We start from the raw sequence: 18,744 nt of genomic DNA, 5'->3' as shown, positions 1-18,744 counted from the left end.
TGATTGTCCAATATTGGCGGAGGGAGCCGGCAGAAACCCCGACAGGAAAGGCGGTACGCCATGACGGAAACCCCGACCGGGCCCATCGTGGCCGTCACCGGCGGCGCCCAGGGCATCGGGCGAGAGATCGCGCGCCAGCTTGCCGCGACCGGCGCTCGGGTCGCGATCGGCGATCGTGATCTCGAGGCCGCCCGCGTGACCGCCGCAGAGCTCCCGGGCCACGTGCGCGCGTTTCCCCTCGACGTGACCGACACCCGGTCTTTTCGGGAATTCCTGGCCGAAGTCACCGGCCTGTGGGGGTCGCTCGATGTACTGGTCAACAACGCCGGAGTGATGTGGGTCGGCGCCTTCGACGCCGAGCCCGAGGCCGCTACCGAACGCATGCTCGCGGTGAACCTGCACGGTGTGATCCGCGGCGTCCAGCTCACCGCACCGTACCTGCGCGCCCGCGGCGGCGGGCATATCGTGACGGTGGCCTCGGCTGCCTCCAAGCTCGCCCCGCCCGGCGAAGCCACCTACGCCGCAACAAAACACGGCGTCCTGGGCTATCTCACCGGCGTGCGTGAGGAACTGCGCGGCAGCGGCGTGCACGTGTCGGTGATCATGCCCGGCGTGGTCGACACCGAACTCGCGATCGGCACCGCCAGCGGCGCGACCGCCCGGCTGCAGCCCGCCGATGTCGCCGCCGCCGTGGTGAAGGTCCTGCAACGCCCTCGTTTCGAGGTCACCCTGCCTGCCTCGATCGGCCTGTTGGTCCGCCTGACCGGCCTGCTGCCGCAATCCCTGCGCGATCGAGTGCTGCGTGGCACGGTGCCTGATCAAGTCGAAGCCGTAGCGCACTCGGCCACTCGCGACCACTACGAACGCCGTGCCCTGACCGACACCACCGACCCGGGGAGGACCCGATGACCGTCACTCGATCCGCAGCTCCACGTTCGATCCCGGAATTCGACGGCGTGCACGACATCTGGCCGCGCGGAAAGCGGCTCGATGCCATTCGTGAGGCAGCCCGGAACTACCGGGAACGCTTCCTCGCCCAGGGGCAGGTGCGAGCTGTCAAGAGCTTCGATATCGCCGCCGCGCCGTATCCGGCACGTTTCGCCTTCCAGGGGTACTCGGTCGATCTCAACCCCTTCATCTCGATCATCAACCGCATGTTCGTCATCCAGTTCGACGGCTTCGACGGGAAGCTCAATACCCTGGTATGGGAACCCACCGTGGCCGCCGGGTCGGCCGAAGCCCCGTTCTACGGTCAGCTGCAGCGCTTCGCGCGCAGGCTCGGTCTGGAATCACTGTTCGTCAAGTACTACAACGACCCCGATCAGGTGCTGCCACGTCTCGGGCTGACCAATGCGGACGTGGACTACATCAGCTTCGACCACCTCCACGTCCAGGACCCGCGCATGATCGTGGGCAGCAGCGAGCCGATCGACGGCGAGTCCACGCCGCGGAAGCCGTTGTTCCCCCACGCGAAACTGGTCGTGCACCGCAGGGAGCTGGGTACCTTCGAGTCGATGCACCCGATGCAGTGGGCCTGGTACGTCGACGGCGGCATGAACGGCGTCCCCGAGGACCGGCTCGAAATCTTCGACGGCGACGTCGAACTCGGCGTCGGAGTCAGCCTGCTGTGGACCCCTGGCCACACCGACGGCAATCACTCCCTGGTGCTCAACACCCCCGACGGAGTCTGGGTGTCCTCGGAGAACGGCATGGCCGCCGACAGCTGGCAGCCCGAACTCTCGAAGATCCCCGGCGTGCGCCGCACCGCCGAGTTCTACGGGCGCGAAGTCGTGCTCAACGCCAACACCCTCGAAGACTCCCTCGACCAGTACGACTCCATGGTCAAGGAGAAGACTCTCGCCTCCCCGTCGCCGCGAAACCCGCGGTGGCGTCAGATCATTCCGTCCTCGGAGTGCGCGAACTGGAAGCGGCAGTGGCCGGTGGTGCCGACCTTCAGCCACGGCGGACTGGACTACGGCACCATCACCGTCCCCGCCCGGTGACCCGGGCCGCCGGCAAGCGGATCCGATGCCCCGCACCCGCCCGTGGAGGCATCGGGATGTCTGTCGGCCCCGGAAGGACGGGGCGTCGGTGAGCACCTGCCAGGCCGGTGCTCGGATGCCGGTTCAGAAGCGTTCGGCGACAGTGTGATTCGAAGAACAATGGCAGTGGCGGGATATGACGGAAATCGGGGTTCGATCGACATGGCTGTACACACCGGCGCGCATGATCATGTGGTAACCGTGCGGCGCTCATTCGCGATGCGCGTGACCATCTGGGCATCGCGGATCTTCGTCCGGCCGACGCTGTGGCTACTTCCGCTGCATTCGTTGATCGGGGTTCTCGGCTACCGTTTCACGCAGGTCGTGGCGTGTCGGATGTGGTTCCCTCCGATGCTCCCGCACACAAGAGTCGACGTCGCGGGGCCCGACGGCAGGACTGTCGGAGAGTGGGTGGGCGGGCAGGCGAAGCCCGGCGGCCGGTTGATCTATTACATCCACGGCAGCGGATACATCAGTTGCAGCCCGGCGACCCATCGCGGCCTGGTTTCGGAACTGTCGCGCCGTCTGCATCGACCTGTCTTCGCCGTGCGCTATCGGCGAGCGCCGAAGTACCGTTTCCCGGCCGCCCACGACGACATTCTCCATGGCTACCTGTGGTTGCTCGAGCAGGGACATCGAGGCGGCGAGATCGTCGTGATGGGCGACTCGGCCGGTGGTCACCTCGCTCTGGGTCTGTGTGTCCAGCTACGCGAACTCGGTGTCGAACAGCCCGCCGCGCTGGTCGGGTTCTCCAGCCTCGTCGACCCGACATGGCGACTGGCGGCGGCCGGGAACAGGCTCGTGTGGGACCAATTCATCTCCGCCCGGACGGGTCGGCGGATCACGCACACCTATCTGGTGGGAGCGGATTTCAGCGATCCGCGCCTGGACGTGCTCGGCGCGGTCGGACCCGACCTGCCACCGATGCTGTTGCAGACGGGCGGAAGCGAGGTCCTCGCCTCGGACTCCGAGCACTATGCCGCGGCCCTGCGCGCAGCGGGCGGACGATGCGAGCTCGAGGTGTGGTCGGGCATGTTCCATGTGTTCCAGATGGGATACCCGCGGCTGTCGGAGGCACGAAGCGCCCTCGACAGCGTCGAGCGGTTCGTCGAGAGCATCGACACGAACAACATCGCGGCCGCCTGACGACAGGCGCTCGACGGATCGACCCGGAGGCAGGCGCGGCTCACCCGCAGTCGGCGGCGGACGCCTCCGGGTGCGGGTCGGGCACGCCCGTGGGGCCCGCGCCTACCGCACCCATGACGAACGGCACGACCTGTGCGATCACCTCGTCGACGGGTCCGCCCTCGGCGAGCGCCTGTCGATGCGGATCCAGGCAGCCGAGGATGCAGCGGCTCGCGGAGCGCGCGTCGACCAGCCGGAACACCCCTGCCTCTTCACCCTCGGTGAGGATGCGAAAGACCACGTCCTCGAGTTCGTTGAGCTGGGAGGTGAACTCGAGCTTGGTCTGATTGGGGATCAAGCTCAGCACCGGCGGGGTGACCGGATACGGCCCGGCGAACTCGCGCAGCACCAGCTCCACGACAGCCTCGAGTTTCTGACGCGGGTCGTCCAGCGAAACGGTTTCCTGATCGATCCGCGCGAGGAAGCGCTCGATCTCGAGCGCTGACCATGCCAGCAACATCTGGGACTTGTCCGCGAAGTAGTTGTAGAGCACGGTGCGGGTCAGGCCGGCCTGTACGGCGACGGCCTTGATCGACGTGCCGTCCCAGCCGTCGCGGGCCAAGACCTCGGCGAATGCGGCGAGTATGCGAGTGCGGGTGGCCGTCTTGTGTTCGGCAACGGTGTGCCCTGCCTTGAGGATAGGCACGTGCTGCTCCAGGCTCGGTCGACAACAACTTCCTGACCGACCGAAGAGTACACGCCGGGACGTCCGTCGAAAGCGCCCGGCGGCGGCTCGGACATGAGTTTTATGACACAACGTCATCAAAAATTGGCAGTCCGGGTCCGGATCTGCTGAAATCTGCGGCATGGTCTTCTCCCGCCTCGCCTACGCCCTCCCGGCCTACGCCCTCCCGGCCTGACCGGATCGTTCTCAGGAGCCGCTCGATGTTTCTCGCTCTGCGCGAACTGCTGTTCGCGCGTACTCGTGTCCTGCTCATGGGGTCGGTCATCGCCTTGATCTCCGTCCTCATGGTCATTCTCTCGGGACTGTCCTCGGGCCTGGTGGAGGACGGTGTCTCCGGCCTGCAGCGCACCCCCGTGCAAGCGTTCGCCTTCTCCGAAGGCACCAAGACCGACTCCGCGTTCTCCCGCTCGGTCGTGACCCAGGAACAGGCCGACACCTGGGCCGCCCGTCCCGATGTCGACGACGCCGAGCTGATGGGCAACACGATCGTCAACGCGCACACCGGCGGCGGAACCGCGATCGACCTGACGGTCTTCGGCGTCACCCCCGGCTCCTTCCTCGAGCCCGCGGTGGGCGAGGGCGCGGCATTGAGCAGTCCCCGCGATGTCATCCTGAGCACGAGCGCCAGGGACGAGGGCGTCGTGGTCGGCGACACCGTGGTCCTCGACCGTATCGGCACCGAACTCACCGTCGTCGGATTCACCGAGGACAAGCGCACTTTCGGTCACGTGGACATCGCCTATGTGCCACTGCGCACCTGGCAGGAGATCAACACCGGACTGCCCGCAGGCTCCACGATCGACCCGCGCGTCTACACCGAGGCCAGCGTCGTCGCGATCCGCGGCGCGAACGACGCCCTGCCCGACCTCGCCGCCGGCGACGCCGCGGCACGCACCGCCGGCATGACTCTCGAGGAATCGTTCGACGCTTCGCCCGGCTACACCGCGGAGATGATGACCATGTCGATGATCATCGCCTTTCTGTACGCCATCTCGGCGCTGGTGGTCGGCGCGTTCTTCAGCATCTGGACGGTCCAGCGGATGCGTGAACTCGCGGTGCTGCGTGCAGTGGGCGCTTCCACCGGCTACCTGCTGCGCGACAGTCTCATGCAGGCCGTGGTGATTCTCGTCGGGTCGGTGACGACCGGCGTCCTCGTCGGACTCGGTCTCGGCTCGGCACTCGACGGCACGGGGATGCCGTTCTCCCTGAAAGCCGGCCCCATCACCCAGGGCGCGATCCTGCTGATCGTGCTCGGTCTCGTCGGCGCCGGACTCGCGGTCCTGCGCATCACGCGAATCAACCCCCTGAGTGCACTGGGAGAGAATCGATGAGCACCCTCACCACCACCGGGCTGAGTCTGCAGAACGTGACGCTGCAGTTCGGCGACGGCGAGAGCACCGTCACCGCCCTCGACGATGTCACCCTCGATGTCGCGCCGGGAGAACTGGTCGCCATCGTCGGTCCCTCGGGTGCGGGCAAGTCCAGCCTGCTGGCCGTGGCGGGCGGGCTCACCACGCCCACCAGCGGTACGGTCCGCTTGCGCGACATCGACCTGACGGCCACCCCTGCCTCGAAGCTCGCCGAAATCCGCCGCGACCACATCGGTTTCGTCTTCCAGGCCGCCAACCTGCTGCCCTCGCTGACCGCGATCGACCAGTTGCGGCTGATGTCGACCATCACCGGCCGTCCCGGGCGTGATCCGCACGAACTGCTCGCCTCGGTAGGGATGGAGCACCGTGCGCACAAGCGGCCGGGACAGCTCTCCGGCGGCGAACGTCAGCGGGTGGGCATCGCCCGCGCATTGGTCACCGAGCCTGCCGTTCTGCTCGTCGACGAACCGACCGCCGCGCTGGACCGGACCCGCAGCCACGAGGTCGTGACCCTGCTGGCCGAGGAGACTCACCGCGCGAAGGTCGCGACGATCATGGTCACCCACGACCACGACGTTCTCGTGCACTGCGATCGCATCCTGGAGATGATCGACGGCAAGCTCACGCCCTACGCGGCGTGAGATTCCGGCGTGCCGATCGAGAGGCTGCACCGGCGCGTGGTCAGTGGCGCGCCGCGTGCGGTAGTCGCTCGATTCGCCGGACATCGACCTCGGGCGCCAGCCGATCGACGGCTGCCTTGTCGAAGACGTCGGTGCCCGGCAGCATGACCGTGGCCGCGGCGGCCGCGACCCCGTAGGCGCAGGCCCGAGCACACGACTCGCCCTGCACCAACTGTGCGGTCACGGCCGCTACCAGGCTGTCGCCCGCGCACGCATCGCTGCGAGCGGGTGTGGTCAGCGGCGGCGCGGAGATCTCGTAGTGGTGCTCTCGATCGGAGTAGACGGCGCCGAGCTCACCCGCGGTCGTGATCACGTGGTCGGTGGCGCCGGTGTCGAGAACGGCGTCGTTGGCGGTGCGAGCATCGTCGAACGTCTCGATGGCCCGGCCGATGAGACCGCCTGCCTCCGTGCGGTCCAGCCGGATGAGGAACGACTTCTCCTGGAGCGCTCCTCGCAATTGCGCACCGGCGATGTCGAGCACGGTTCTGATCCCGGCGGCATGCGCCACGCGCAGCAGACCTGCCGAGAAGTCCTCTCGCAGACCCGGCGTGCCGCTTCCGGTCAAGACCAGATAGGAGCACCCGGCCGCGGCGGCGGCGAGCGCTTCGGCGAACGCCGATTCCTCGGCCTCGGACAATCTCGGACCCGGTGGCACGACGTGGTAACTGCGTCCGGACCATGTGTCGTCGATGACGATCGCTTCCCGCGTCTGGTCCTCGATGCCCACCGCGATATGCGCTAGGCCCTCCTCGCTGAGCAACCGGTTCAGACGGGCGCCGGTCTCCTGTCCCGCGGTGTGCAGGGCCACGGACGGCACGCCGAGCCGCGCCAGGCAGCGGGACACGTTGATGCCTCCACCGCCACCCTGGACCGTGCGGACCAGGGCGCGATTCTTGCCGCCGCCGGCCAATCGGCGCACTTCCAGCGAGACGTCGACAGCCGGATTGAGAGTGACAGTGATGACGCGGGGCGGCTCGGTGACCGGCACGGCTGGTCCCTTCGACGAATGCGGGGATGGTGGGCCACGCTCGTCTCAGAATCGCGCAGTCGGTCATGCTCTGGGCACGGCCGGAAGTCGTCGATGGACAGGGACTTCCGGCACGGGCGCCTGCCCGATGTCATCGGGTCCGGGGACGTCCGGCACTAACCGGCCCGGTTCCGGCCGTGCGACGGTGGAAGACAGAGATCCGCTCGACGAACGGACGACATCATGGAGCGCGGACTGCCCGACGAACACACAGTGGAGACGGCATTGGCGCTGGCCGGCCGGGCGCCATCGGTGCACAATGTGCAGCCGTGGCGCTGGCGAGTCGGCGACCGAAGTGTGCACTTGTATCTGGATTCCACCCGCACTTTGCCTTCGACCGACCCGGACCTGCGCGACATCATGCTGAGCTGCGGCGCCGCACTGCATCATCTCGCCGTCGCGTTCACCGCCTTGGGCTGGGCGGCGGTGGTCAACCGGCTGCCGAACCCGGACGATCCCGACCACCTCGCGGCGGTGACCCTGGTCCCGCATCGGCCGACCGAGCAGGACGTCGCACTCAGCAGAGCCATTCCCCGCCGCCGCACAGATCGCCGCCACTTCACGTCCTGGCCCATCCCACCGGGCCATCTGAGCCTGTTCAGCGAACGAGCCGGGTCGCTGGGCGCGGTGGTGCGGGTCGTGGACGCGGGCGAGCGGCGGCACATCGTCGCGGCGGCGAGAGAGGCCGCCAGGCTGCATTCCGAGGACGAGTCCTATCGGTTCGAGCTCGCGATGTGGACAGGAAGGCATTCCAGTGCGGACGGAGTACCCGCGCACAGTACGACGGCGCCGCGGCCGGGCGACGAGCTTCCCGCCCGCGTGTTCGCCGGATCAGAGCTGGCCGACCCCGCCGTCGAGGCGGATCACGCCGAGTTGCTGATGATCGGCACATCGACCGACGACCGGCTCTCGCAATTGCGCGCCGGCGAGGCGATCAGCGCGATTCTGCTGACGGCGACCAACATCGGTCTGGCCACCTGCCTGGTCACCGAGCCGCTGGAAATCCCGGCCCAGCGCACTGCGCTGCGCGTGGAGGTATTGCACGACACCGCCTTCCCGCAGGCCTTCCTGCGCGTCGGATGGGCGCCTACCAGCGCCCATCCGCTGCCGATGACCCCGCGGCGGCCGGTCGCGGAACTGCTGCTTCCCTCGGACCCCGACTGACCCGCGCGCATCCGATCGGCGGCGGCGGTCAGGGATATTCGGGTAGCCGGACCGACCACGAGGCCACTGTGCCGCCCTCGGGCCGGGCACCGATGGTGAAGGTTCCGTGGTACCGCTGCGCGCGTGCCGTGAGGTTGGCCAATCCGGTGCCTGGCGAGTAGCCCGAGGAGACACCGACGCCGTCGTCGCCGACCTCTATGGTCACCGTGTCCTCGTCCACCTTCAGGTCGACCGAGACCGAGGTCGCCTCGGCATGGCGGACCACATTGCTCACCGTTTCCCGCAGCACCGCCCGGATGTCCTCGGCCAGCGCGGGGGACAGGATGGTGAGGATCCCGGAGAATCGGACCGTGGTGCGCAGGTCGCTCTCGGCGGTCGTGTCGATGATGATCTCGTGCAGATGCTTGCGGAACTCGGCCGAATCGGTCGCGTTGACGCTCTGCAGATCGAAGATCGAGTGCCGGATGCCCTGGATGATGTCGTGGACGTCATCGATGGTGCCGAGTAACCGGGCCTGCATTTCCGGTGATCGTGCGCGTTGGACGCTGCCCTGCAACGACAGCCCGAGAGCGAACAGCCGCTGGATGACGTGATCGTGCAGTCCGCGTGCGATGCGGTCCCGGTCGGACAGGACGTCGAGCTCGCGCATACGTCGTTGGCTGTCGGCCAGTTGCAGGGCGAGGGCAGCCTGATCTCCGATGGCGGCCATCATCGACTGCTCCGAGGCGTCGAGCGGCTCGAGGTCGGGCGGGCGCAGGGTGGTGAGGACGCCGATCACCTGGTTGCGGGCGTGCAGCGGTAGCACGAGAACGGGGCCGAAACGGGCGCGCGAGTGGGCGAAGAGGTCGTAGGTGAGTTTCTCGGCCACAACGGATTCGCCGGTGCGGAAGGCCCGTCCGAATTGGGAGCCCTCCACGGGAAGGCGCTGGCCGGTGACCTGCTCAGCGTGGATGCCCGCGGCAGCCACCACGGCGAGTTCGGCCACTTCGTCGTTCGGAATCTCGGGGTCTTCGGGCAGCGCCACGAACGTGCAGGCCGAATGGGTCAGCGTGAGCGCTCGCCGGGTGAGCAGTTCCAGGACCTCGTTCGGCTCGCCTCCGGCCAGCAGTTCGGTGCTGATGTCCCTGGTCGCTTCCAGCCACTGTTCACGCATTCGCGATTGCTCGTAGAGCCGGGCATTCTCGATCGCGATACCCGCGGCGGCGGCCAGCGCGCCCACGACGACTTCGTCGTCCTCGGTGAATTCCTGCCCGTTCGCCTTCTCGGTCAGGTACAGATCGCCGAACACCGCCTCGCGCACCCGGATCGGCACACCAAGGAATGTCCGCATCGGGGGGTGATTCGGCGGAAAGCCGACCGAGGACGGATGATCGTGGAGATCGGTCAAGCGAATGGTCTCCGGATGGCGGATCAGCAGTCCCAGCACGCCGTGCCCGCGCGGCAGGTCACCGATGAGCACCCGAGTGCGGTCGTCGATGCCTTCGTACACGAATGCGGCGAGCTCGCTGCATGCCTCATCGCTCTCCCTGACACCGAGCGCACCGTATCGGGCGTCGGTCAATTCCGCCGCTGTGTGCACGATGGTGCGCAGTGTGTTGTCGATGTCCAGTCCGGTGGTGACGACCAGCATCGCCTCCATGAGGCGATCCATCCGGTCACGTACATCGACGATCTCGGAGATGCGCTCCACCGGACCATTGTCACCGGGCCACCGGGATGAGCCGAGCGGCACTAGTACGCGTCGATCCACTTCGTGGCGATCACCGCGGCTTGCGCCCGGCGTTCCACTCCGAGTTTGGTCAACAAACGGGATACATAATTCTTCACAGTCTTCTCGGCGAGAAACATCCGATCGGCGATCTGCCGGTTGGTCAGCCCCTCACCGAGCAATGCGAGAAGGGCGCGTTCCTGGCCGGTCAGATCTGCCAGCGGACCGGCGTCGTCGTTCGCCTCGTTGCGCAGCTTCGCCATCAGGGCCGCGGCGGCGCGGCTGTCCAGCAGGGATTTCCCCGCTCCGACCTCGCGGATCGCCTCGACCAACGCGAAGCCTTTGACGTCTTTGACCACGTAACCGCTCGCCCCGGCGAGGATCGCGTCCAGCATGGCCTGCTCGTCGGTCAACGAGGTGAGCATCAAACACCGCAAGCCGGAAACCGACTGCAGGAGTTCCCGGCACAATTCGACGCCGTTGCCGTCGGGCAGCAACACGTCCAGAACAGCGATATCCGGCCGGAGCGCGGGGATCCGGGACAGCGCCTGCGAACAGTCGCCCGCCTCGCCCACGACATCGAGATCTGGCTCCGCGTCGATGAGCTCACGCACTCCGTGACGGACGATTTCGTGATCGTCGACGAGGAAGATCCCGATCCCCGCCGACCCGCTCACACCACTCACTCACCCGGACTTCCGCGAGGCGAAATAACTGGTGATGATCACCATCAGTGCGAATATCACGGCAATGATCACTGCTGCTGTCGGCCAATCCATGGTCAGCCTCCTGTGTCGCTATCCCGGATCGTGGCAGATGTTGTTGTCTTTCCCGTGTGACCAGTGTGCCACGAATGGCTGCAGAGAAACCTTCCCGATGTCGCCGAGTCAGCGGGTGGCAGCGGCGTTCGCCGACAGCGCGTGCTCGATCAGCAGCCGGCGTTCTGCCGAGGCGATCGCCCGGCGGGCTGCCGGAACGGCGTCCGGGGTGACGGAGATCGAGGTGATGCCCATCCGGACCAGATGCTCGGCGAAATCCGGACGGCGTGAGGGCGCCTGTCCGCAGAGCGACGAGGTGATGCCGTGCTTGCGAGCGGCACCGATGATGCGGTCGATGGCGTCCATGACCGCGGGGTCGGATTCGTCGAAGAGCTCGGCGCACTCCTCGGAGTCCCGGTCGACACCGAGCATCAGCTGGGTGAGGTCGTTGCTTCCGATGGACACGCCGTCGATGCCGAGACCGACGTATTCGGGCAGCCAGTGTACGACCGAGGGGACTTCGGCCATCACCCAGCGGTGCATACCGCGCTGACGGCCGAGCGGGCTCGCGTCGACCAGTTCCAGACACGCCTCCAGTTCCCAGCGGGTACGCACGAACGGGATCATCAGGTGCAGATTCGGCGTTCGCTCCCGCACCCGTGCCAGCGCCTGCAGCTCCAGGGCGAAGACCTCGGGATCGCGAATGTAGCGGTAACAGCCGCGGTACCCGATCATCGGATTGCGCTCGTCCGGTTCGAATTCCGCGCCCCCGGCGAGTGCGCGGAATTCGTTGCTGCGCAGATCGGTGGCGCGGTAGACGACCGGCCGCGGCGCGAAGGCGGTGGTGATGCGCAACAGCGACTCGGCCATGCTGTCGACGAATCGGCGCTGCTCTCCGTGCGCGAGCAGCTCGCGGGGGTGCTTGCCGCCCAGTGCCTGCGTGAGCAGAACCTCCGCGCGCAGAAGCCCGACGCCGTCGACATCGGTCTCGGCGACGCGCTCGGCGACCTCGGGGAGTGCGAGGTTGACATAGATCCGGGTCGCCGTCGCTTCGTTCGAACTCGCCCGCCCCGTACCGGCACCCGCGCCGGCGGCCGTCGAGGTGGCCGAGACCTGCGGCGCCGGAGCCCGGCCCGCGCGCACTTCGCCCGCGGTGCCGTCGACTGTGACGATGGCACCGTCGGTCAGCTGGGTGGTCGCCGTTCGCGTGCCGACCACGCACGGCACGCCGAGTTCGCGGGCGACGATGGCGGCATGACAGGTGATCCCTCCGCTGTCGGTGACGACGGCCGCGGCGCGCGAAAAGGCCGGCAGCCAGTCCGGATTCGTCATCGCGGCGACCAGGACGTCCCCGTCCTGCAATTCGGCCGCCTGGGCCGGGGAGGACAGGACGCGCACCGGTCCGGAGGCTGTTCCCGGAGCGGCCGCCAGACCGCGAACCAGCGGCCGGCTCCGCTGCGTGACGGGCGCCGCTTCGGCGGGGTGCCCGGCAATCGTGGTGGTGATCGGACGGGCCTGGACCAGCCACAGCGCCTGATCGTCGAATGCCCATTCGACGTCCTGCGGAATGCCCGCGTGGTGCCGGGTCACGGCGAGCGCGAGCGCGGCCACCGCGGTGGCCTGCTCGTCGTCGAGCACCGGAGCCGCGACGTCGGCTTCGTCGAGGGTGACCCGCCGATCGCCCTCCGGCCCGGTGACGATGGCGAAATTCTGTGCGCCTCTGTGGGTTTCCAGCAGTGTCGGACCGGCGGCGTCGAACACGTAGGTGTCGGGCTCGACGCTGCCGGAGACGACGACCTCGCCCAGACCGCGAGCAGCTTCGACGACCACCCGGTCGCGCCGCCCGGTGGCCGGATCGGCGGTGAACGCGACTCCCGCTGTGATCGAGGCGATCATGCGCTGCACGACCACGGCCATCACCGGGCGGTCGCGCATGCCGCGCCGCGCGCGGTAGGTCACCACGCGCGGGGTGAACAGCGAGGCCCAGCAGTCGACGATCGCTTCGAGGAGTTCCGGCTCGCCGCTGATGTTGGTCAGGGTGAGATTCATGCCGGCGAACGACGACGACGCGCTGTCCTCGCCGATCGCCGACGAGCGGACGGCGACGCGCGCACGGTCGCCGAGTGCCCGATAGGCGTCGAGAATCTCGGCGCGGGCGTCGCCGCCGAGCGCGACCCGATGCACGATCTCACGCATCCGGGAACACAGGTCGGCTACCCGGGTCGTGTCGGACACGGCCTCCAAGGCCTGCTGGTGCAGGCTGTCCAGCTCCGCGCCCGCCGTGCCCGAGATGAACTGCTCGTAGCAGGAACGCAGCACGACGAACCCCGGCGGAACCGGCAGCCGCGCGGCCACCAATTCGCCCAGGTTCGCGCCTTTTCCACCGGCGCGATCGGCATCGCCGAGTCGAAGGCCGTCGAACCCGGCCACATAGCGCTCGCCCATCTCGGCTCCTCAGGGGGTGTGCGTGCTCGGCTCGGTGTCGATCGACACCGAGCGCAGTCCCAGTGTGGTCGCGATCTCGTCGGACCAGGCGCGAATCGACGGCCAGTCGCGCAGATCGCCGTACTTGCCACCACCGAGCAACCGATACCGCACGCGAGCCGACAGCGGCACGCCCGCTCGCTCGTACACCCCGGCGAAGGTCCGATAATCGCGTGGCGCGACCAGATCACGCAGCCGCGCGATCTCCGGTGGCACGACGGGACCGAGTCGTCGCCCGATCGGGCCGCGCAGGGCGGGGCCGAGACCGACACCGAACAGCCACAGCTCGGTGTCTCGCAGTTCCTGGTCGTGGGCACGGATATAGCTCTGAGCTTCCGGCAGGAAGTTCATGTTGTGGATCGCGCTGCCGAGTACGACAGCATCGAATCGGCTCAGCTCCGGAGCGTGGGTGACCTCGCTGACCTCGACCTCGCCGCCACGAGCGGCGAGGTCCTCGGCGATGAAATCCGCGATGTCGCGGGTCGATCCCTGCTCGGTCGCGTACAGGACCGCGATCTGCGTAGGTGTCGGTGTCATCATCTCAGCGTCCCCGCTGCGCGAGGTCTCCAGGCAGAGTCGTGATGCTCTGGCCGACGGTGACCAATGGCCCGCCCTCCGGATCGATGTTGTTCAGGCGGGCTCGGTGGCAGGCAGGGAATCGGCACACACGGCTTCGACGAATTCGCCCACCGTGCTTCCCGGCAGATGACGAGCCAGGTCGGCCTCGGTGATGATACCGACGAGCACACCGTTGTCCAGGACGGGCAGGCGCCGCACCTGATTGCGCTCCATGGTGCCCAGAATGTCGTCGACTTCGGCGGTGACATCGATGGTGTGCATGCTCTCGGCGCCCTGCGCAAGCTCGCCCGCCATCGTCGACTTCGGATTCGCCCCGACACCGACGACTTTCACGACGATGTCGCGATCGGTGACGATCCCGACGGGATGCCTCTCGCCATCACAGATGGGGAGCGCGCCGACGCCGAGTCGACGCATGCGCTCCGCCGCTGTTTCCATGGAGTCTCGGATGCCGATGTATGCGACATCGGGTCGCATGATCTCGGATGCAGTCGTCATGTCGTTGTCTGCCTTCCTCTCGGTTCTGCGATGCCCTTTCCCTATCTTCGAACCGATCGGCGCAACTCGGCAGAGCAGAAGGTCACTGTCCGGTCATCGGTAGCGACTCCGCCGTGGCGGGAGGTCGTTCCTGTCCTTCCGAGGTGAACGTCCACGTCTGTCCTGGGCCGAGTACCCGCTCCACGCCCTCGACGCAGACTCGGATCGGCGCCGCGGTGCTGGGATGCAGCCGCAGCACGATGTCGGTGTGGGTGAGCACGATCGTCACCGGCTGGCCACGGAAGGAGATGGTGAATTCCGTTTCCTTCAACTTCACGGGCAACACCGGGTGCAGCAGCAGCATGTCGTCGCGTGTCTCGAGGCCGCCGTAGCAGCGCATGATCATGTCGGCCGTTCCGGCCATGGCCCCGAGGTGCACGCCTTCCCGCGTTGTGCCGTCCTGCGTGTCGTCGAGATCGGCGGCCAGGGCCTGGCTGAACAACTGCCACGACGCGGCGCGATCGGTTCGGGCCAGCACCCAGGCATGTGCGAGCCTGCTCAAGGTGGATCCATGACTGGTACGGGCGAGATAGTAGGAAACCGTTCGCGGGATGAGCTCACCGGGCAAGGCGTAGCCGAGGTGGGCGAACACCCTGCGGAGTTCCTCGGCGGAGAACAGGTAGAACAACATCAGGACATCGGCCTGTTTGGACAGCTTGTACCGGTTGGTGCTGTCGCCCTCGGCGTTCAGGATCAGGTCGAGCCGTTCCACATTGCCGTAGTCGGCACGATAGCGATCCCAGTCGAATTCCTCGAGATCCTCGTATCCGTCGAACTGGGAGATGATGCCGTCGCGGTGGAACGGCACGCGCAGCTTACGACTGATGTGATCCCATCGGGTCGGCTCGTCGGCGCCCAGGCGAAGACGCTGCCGCAGGGGTGCGCAGTCGGCGCCGTCGATCAGCCGCACGACATCTTGCGCTCGCGTCAGCACCCACGAGGCCAGAACGTTGGTGTAGGTGTTGTTGCGAACCCCTCGTCCCGGTCGCTCCGGGTAGCCGTCATGGTATTCGTCGGGGCCCATCACACCGTCGATGTCGAACCGGCCCGACGCCGGGTCGAGAACGGCCATCGCGGCGAACAGGCGCGCGACCTCCACCACGATCTCCGCGCCGCAATCGATCATGAAACGCTGGTCGGCGGTGGTCTGGTAGTACTGCCATACGCTGTAGGCCAGGGCGAGCCCGACGTGGCGCTGGCGAAAAGAGTTGTCCGGCATCCACCGGCCGGTGCGCGGGTTGAACAATTCGGTCGGAGTCTCCTCGCGCCCGTCACTTCCGCTCTGCCACGGGAACAACGCACCTGTCCACCCTGCTGTGCTGGCCGCGACGCGTGCGCGGTCGAGTCGTCGATAGCGGTACCACAGCGCCGCTCGGGTGAGTTCGGGCCGGCGCAGCGTCAGCATCGGGTGGACGAAGATCTCGTCCCAGAAGATGTGCCCGCGGTAGGCCTCGCCGTGCAGTCCGCGCGCGGGAACGCCTGCGTCGCGATCCGGTCCGGCATCGATCACGGATTGGAGTACGTGGAACACGTGCAGGTTGAGCGCCAACTGCGATGTGCTGCCGTCGGAGAGCCGGATCCCGAAACGCTCCCACAGCCGCGCCCAAGCATCGACCTGAGCGGCCAGCAGAGCCTGGAAATGCGGGGCGCGCCCGATCCGCGCTGCCACATCCAGGGCAGGGGTGGAGATGCCGCGATCGCGGGAGGTCGCGATCGCCGCTATCTTCTCGACCACGATCGGCGCACCGGGTTTGAGCTGTACGGTCAGTTCACTTCCGGGACGCAGACGTTCGGGCAGTACTCGGCGGTGTGACACCGGCGCTTCGGTACGGGTGCGCGCCGCCAAGGCGAGCGTGATCCCGGATTGCTCGGTCGTGGTCTCGTACAGCACGGTGTGCCGGTCGAGTTCACGATGCCTGCCCGCCCCCAGGTGGTTCGAGCACAAGAGACTGTCCGCGTCGACATTTCGATTCGCGACGTCGGCGTTGATCGCCGAGGCGATCACCACGTCTCCGGTCCAGTTCTCGGCTTCGACGGTGAGCTCGAGCGCGGCCAGGTGCGGGTCGGACAACGAATGGAAGCGGCGCGTCACCACACGGGTCCGGCGGCCCTCACCGTCCTGGTAGGTGTCGGCGAAGGTCGTGACACCGGTACGCAGATCCAGCTCCCGGCGGTGCGAGGTGGATTGCGGCGAGTCCGGCTCGAATACCGTCCCGTCGATCGGACGCACGGTGAGAAACGTCCAGTCCGGGGTGTTGACCAGGTGCTCGGTCTCCACGATCCGATCACCGAGGTCGGAGATGCACCGGTTGTACACGCCTGCGATGTACGTGCCGGGATAGTGCACCGCGTCGTTCACGCTGCCCGGCACCGAACCTCGGGTGGCCCAGTATCCGTTGCCCGTGGTGCACAACGCTTCCCGCGTACCTTCCTGGACCGCGACGAAGTCGTCGTAGACCAGGCTCCATCCATCCGGTCCCGCGACGGTGGCCCCGCCACCCCATCGATCTGCCGCCGAGGCGTCGACACCGGGCAGCGGCCCGGTCAGCTCGAGCCGGGTCAGATCGGTGACGACGAGGTCGGCGCCCGCGGCCGCCAACGCCGCGGCCGCGCCGTGCCGGTCCACCCCGATCACGCGCCCGAAACCGCCGTCGGCCGCGGCGCGCACGCCGCTCGTCGCGTCTTCCAGTACGACGATGTCGATCGGCGGAAGCCGGAGCCGTCGCGCCGCCTCGAGGAACATGCCGGGGTCGGGCTTGCTCGGCAGCTGCAAGCGAAGCGCGTCGGTGCCGTCGACGCGAACTGTGAACAGATCTTCCAGTCCGGCGGTGCGCAGAATGGCGACGCTGTTGCGGCTGGCCGTCACCAGTGCCGTCGGTATCCGGGCCGCACGCAGCCCGGCGAGCAGTTCCGCCGCGTCGGGAAAGACACGCACACCCACGCGGGTGAGCTCGTCACCGAACAATTCCTGTTTGCGCCGGGCCATACCGGCGACGGTCGGCGTGCCGGGTGCGTCGTCCGGGCTGCCCTCCGGGACGGTGATACCGCGCGAGGCCAGAAACGCGCGCACGCCCTCCTCGCGGCTACGGCCGTCCACATATACGCGGTAGTCGCTGTCGGCGTCGAAGCTGCGATCCGGTTGGCCCAGTTCGGGCAGAACCTCGTCGAACAGTCTCTTCCACGCCGCGGCGTGCACCGCTGCGGTGTCGGTGACCACGCCGTCCATATCGAAGATCACCGCGCCGTGGTCGTCGGCTGTCCGACCCCACGACGTGGGCAGATTCTTCAGCCGCACTCGGTACACACCCTTCCGTCACGCATGTCGCCTGCTCCGACTCGGTTGTACGCCCCTTTCCGCCGTTGCGATCGATGATGCCTGGATTCGATCCGATGAAGGCGGGCCGGGGACAGACCGGAGCCCCTTTCCTGCGTATACCTTGTCAGGTGCCGGCGGCCCGTTCGGTATAACCTGGCGACGCGCGCCCGGATGTGAGTGCCAGGCGATGGCCGTGGCGCCTCCGAAGGACGCGTGCCGACCGGCAATTGGGAGCGATGATGACCGACACGTTGTCCGACGACGAACTGATCGACCGCTACGTGCACGGTGTGCTCACGCACCTGCCGAAGTCGCGGCGGGAGACGGCGACCGAGGAACTCCGGGCACGGATCGCGAAGGAATCCTCCGGGCGCCCGACGCGTGAGGTACTCGTCGAACTCGGCCCGCCCGAGGATCAGGCGCGCCGTTTCCGGGGAGCGCCACGCCAGCTCATCGGGCCCCGCCTGTATGACACCTATCTGCGCGTGCTGTGGCCGGCGATCCGTGTGGTGGCGGGCGTCGTGGGCGGGCTGAGCCTGCTGGGCGCGGTGGTCGACGACGAGACGACGACGATCGGCGGGGTGCTCGAGGAGGCGCTCACCTCCGCGTTCACCGGTGCGGTGTACGCGGCCGTCTGGGTGACGGTGGTATTCGCCGTCATCGAGCGCACGGCTCCGGGTGCGGTCCTGCACGAGTGGCGACCCGACGACCTGCCCGCGGTACCGCGCGGGCACGAGATCCCGCTCGGTGACGCCATCGCCGACCTGGTGTTCGGCACCGCGGTGCTCATCGCGACCTTGTGCCTGTCTCCCGCGCTGGCGCCTTCCTTCCTTTCCGAGACCGCCGAGAATCTCGATCCCGGCATCGTCGATCGGCTGCTGCCGTTGGCGGCGGTCGTCGCCGCGCTGTGGGTGATCGTGGCCATCGCGCAGTTGGTCGTGCGCGCCTGGACTCTGCCGGTCACCGCGCTGTCTGTCGTCGCGGATCTGCTCGCCGTCACCACTGCCGCCGCGATCCTGGTGCACCGGCCGTATTTCTCCGACGAGTTCCTGGCCGACCTGCAGGAAGGCCAGGAGGGCGATCTGGGTCGCGCACTCGACATCGCCATCGGCATCGGCGCCATCGCGGTGATCCTGGTCTGCGCCGGCAGCATCATCACCGCGGTGCGAAAGCACCTCGCCCACCGCCGCGCATGACGAGGGCACGACG

Annotated in this window: 15 protein-coding genes; 7 read left to right on the top strand and 8 right to left on the bottom strand. The window is 67.6% G+C overall.

Annotation, left to right across the window (positions count from 1 at the left end; all coding sequences use genetic code 11):
• Positions 1–60: 60 nt before the first annotated feature.
• The 3 genes from NS3_RS10110 (at position 61) to NS3_RS10100 (ending at position 3,188) form a co-directional block, all read left to right on the top strand.
• The gene (locus NS3_RS10110; protein ID WP_067857240.1) at positions 61–909 is read left to right on the top strand and encodes an SDR family oxidoreductase; all 849 of its coding nucleotides are present in this window, start codon (positions 61–63) and stop codon (positions 907–909) included.
• Entirely contained in the window at positions 906–2,003 is a 1,098-nt protein-coding gene (locus NS3_RS10105; protein ID WP_067857237.1) for an MBL fold metallo-hydrolase, read from the top strand. Before NS3_RS10110 ends, NS3_RS10105 begins: the two co-directional genes overlap by 4 nt.
• Before the next feature lie 450 nt (positions 2,004–2,453).
• Entirely contained in the window at positions 2,454–3,188 is a 735-nt protein-coding gene (locus tag NS3_RS10100; protein ID WP_245649549.1) for an alpha/beta hydrolase, read from the top strand.
• A 40-nt stretch (positions 3,189–3,228) separates the two neighbouring features.
• On the opposite strand, the gene NS3_RS10095 is transcribed toward NS3_RS10100, so the two are convergent.
• Positions 3,229–3,873 carry a TetR/AcrR family transcriptional regulator gene (locus NS3_RS10095; protein ID WP_067857234.1) on the bottom strand — a complete coding sequence of 215 codons (645 nt, stop codon included), beginning with the start codon at positions 3,871–3,873 and terminating at the stop codon, positions 3,229–3,231.
• A 239-nt stretch (positions 3,874–4,112) separates the two neighbouring features.
• On the opposite strand from NS3_RS10095, the gene NS3_RS10090 reads away from it, so the two are divergent.
• Positions 4,113–5,243, top strand: coding sequence for an ABC transporter permease (locus NS3_RS10090; protein WP_067857231.1), 1,131 nt, complete (start codon positions 4,113–4,115; stop codon positions 5,241–5,243).
• A complete protein-coding gene (locus tag NS3_RS10085; protein WP_067857229.1) occupies positions 5,240–5,923 on the top strand; it encodes an ABC transporter ATP-binding protein in 684 nt (227 codons plus the stop codon). The genes NS3_RS10090 and NS3_RS10085 overlap by 4 nt, the downstream gene beginning before the upstream one ends.
• Before the next feature lie 40 nt (positions 5,924–5,963).
• Here NS3_RS10085 and NS3_RS10080 read toward each other — a convergent pair whose 3' ends face one another.
• Positions 5,964–6,950 carry a 1-phosphofructokinase family hexose kinase gene (locus NS3_RS10080; RefSeq protein ID WP_067857227.1) on the bottom strand — a complete coding sequence of 329 codons (987 nt, stop codon included), beginning with the start codon at positions 6,948–6,950 and terminating at the stop codon, positions 5,964–5,966.
• 222 nt (positions 6,951–7,172) lie between these two features.
• Between NS3_RS10080 and NS3_RS10075 the strand changes: the two genes are divergently transcribed.
• A complete protein-coding gene (locus NS3_RS10075) occupies positions 7,173–8,153 on the top strand; it encodes an Acg family FMN-binding oxidoreductase (RefSeq protein ID WP_067857224.1) in 981 nt (326 codons plus the stop codon).
• Between the two features lie 28 nt (positions 8,154–8,181).
• Here the strand turns inward: NS3_RS10075 and NS3_RS10070 are convergent, their stop codons facing one another.
• From NS3_RS10070 to NS3_RS10045, 6 genes are all read right to left on the bottom strand, one after another.
• Positions 8,182–9,843 (bottom strand): sensor histidine kinase, encoded by a 1,662-nt coding sequence (locus tag NS3_RS10070; RefSeq protein WP_307609596.1) that lies wholly within the window; start codon positions 9,841–9,843, stop codon positions 8,182–8,184.
• A 41-nt stretch (positions 9,844–9,884) separates the two neighbouring features.
• Positions 9,885–10,547 (bottom strand): response regulator, encoded by a 663-nt coding sequence (locus NS3_RS10065; protein ID WP_281205298.1) that lies wholly within the window; start codon positions 10,545–10,547, stop codon positions 9,885–9,887.
• Between the two features lie 201 nt (positions 10,548–10,748).
• The gene (gene ppsA, locus NS3_RS10060; RefSeq protein WP_067857217.1) at positions 10,749–13,064 is read right to left on the bottom strand and encodes a phosphoenolpyruvate synthase; all 2,316 of its coding nucleotides are present in this window, start codon (positions 13,062–13,064) and stop codon (positions 10,749–10,751) included.
• A gap of 9 nt (positions 13,065–13,073) precedes the next feature.
• Entirely contained in the window at positions 13,074–13,640 is a 567-nt protein-coding gene (locus NS3_RS10055) for a flavodoxin domain-containing protein (RefSeq protein WP_067857597.1), read from the bottom strand.
• A 93-nt stretch (positions 13,641–13,733) separates the two neighbouring features.
• The gene (locus tag NS3_RS10050; RefSeq protein WP_067857215.1) at positions 13,734–14,180 is read right to left on the bottom strand and encodes a CBS domain-containing protein; all 447 of its coding nucleotides are present in this window, start codon (positions 14,178–14,180) and stop codon (positions 13,734–13,736) included.
• A gap of 82 nt (positions 14,181–14,262) precedes the next feature.
• Positions 14,263–17,514, bottom strand: a complete 3,252-nt coding sequence (locus NS3_RS10045; RefSeq protein WP_245649548.1) for a beta-phosphoglucomutase family hydrolase — start codon at positions 17,512–17,514, stop codon at positions 14,263–14,265.
• Positions 17,515–17,774: 260 nt separating this feature from the next.
• Between NS3_RS10045 and NS3_RS10040 the strand changes: the two genes are divergently transcribed.
• Complete coding sequence (locus NS3_RS10040) at positions 17,775–18,731, top strand: hypothetical protein (RefSeq protein ID WP_067857594.1); 957 nt, start codon at positions 17,775–17,777, stop codon at positions 18,729–18,731.
• The last annotated feature ends 13 nt before the right edge of the window (positions 18,732–18,744 follow it).

This window comes from Nocardia shimofusensis NBRC 100134 (assembly GCF_001613125.1).
Taxonomy (GTDB): domain Bacteria; phylum Actinomycetota; class Actinomycetes; order Mycobacteriales; family Mycobacteriaceae; genus Nocardia; species Nocardia shimofusensis.
Note: the sequence above shows the minus strand (reverse complement) of the source record. Positions and strands in the feature narration are given on the sequence as shown.

Excerpts from the sequence above, each read along its gene's own strand:
- NS3_RS10110 (WP_067857240.1), top strand. The coding sequence starts at position 61 with ATGACGGAAACCCCGACCGGGCCCATCGTGGCCGTCACCGGCGGCGCC.
- NS3_RS10105 (WP_067857237.1), top strand. The coding sequence starts at position 906 with ATGACCGTCACTCGATCCGCAGCTCCACGTTCGATCCCGGAATTCGAC.
- NS3_RS10090 (WP_067857231.1), top strand. The coding sequence starts at position 4,113 with ATGTTTCTCGCTCTGCGCGAACTGCTGTTCGCGCGTACTCGTGTCCTG.
- NS3_RS10085 (WP_067857229.1), top strand. The coding sequence starts at position 5,240 with ATGAGCACCCTCACCACCACCGGGCTGAGTCTGCAGAACGTGACGCTG.
- NS3_RS10075 (WP_067857224.1), top strand. The coding sequence starts at position 7,173 with ATGGAGCGCGGACTGCCCGACGAACACACAGTGGAGACGGCATTGGCG.
- ppsA (WP_067857217.1), bottom strand. The coding sequence starts at position 13,064 with ATGGGCGAGCGCTATGTGGCCGGGTTCGACGGCCTTCGACTCGGCGAT.
- NS3_RS10055 (WP_067857597.1), bottom strand. The coding sequence starts at position 13,640 with ATGACACCGACACCTACGCAGATCGCGGTCCTGTACGCGACCGAGCAG.
- NS3_RS10050 (WP_067857215.1), bottom strand. The coding sequence starts at position 14,180 with ATGACGACTGCATCCGAGATCATGCGACCCGATGTCGCATACATCGGC.
- NS3_RS10040 (WP_067857594.1), top strand. The coding sequence starts at position 17,775 with ATGACCGACACGTTGTCCGACGACGAACTGATCGACCGCTACGTGCAC.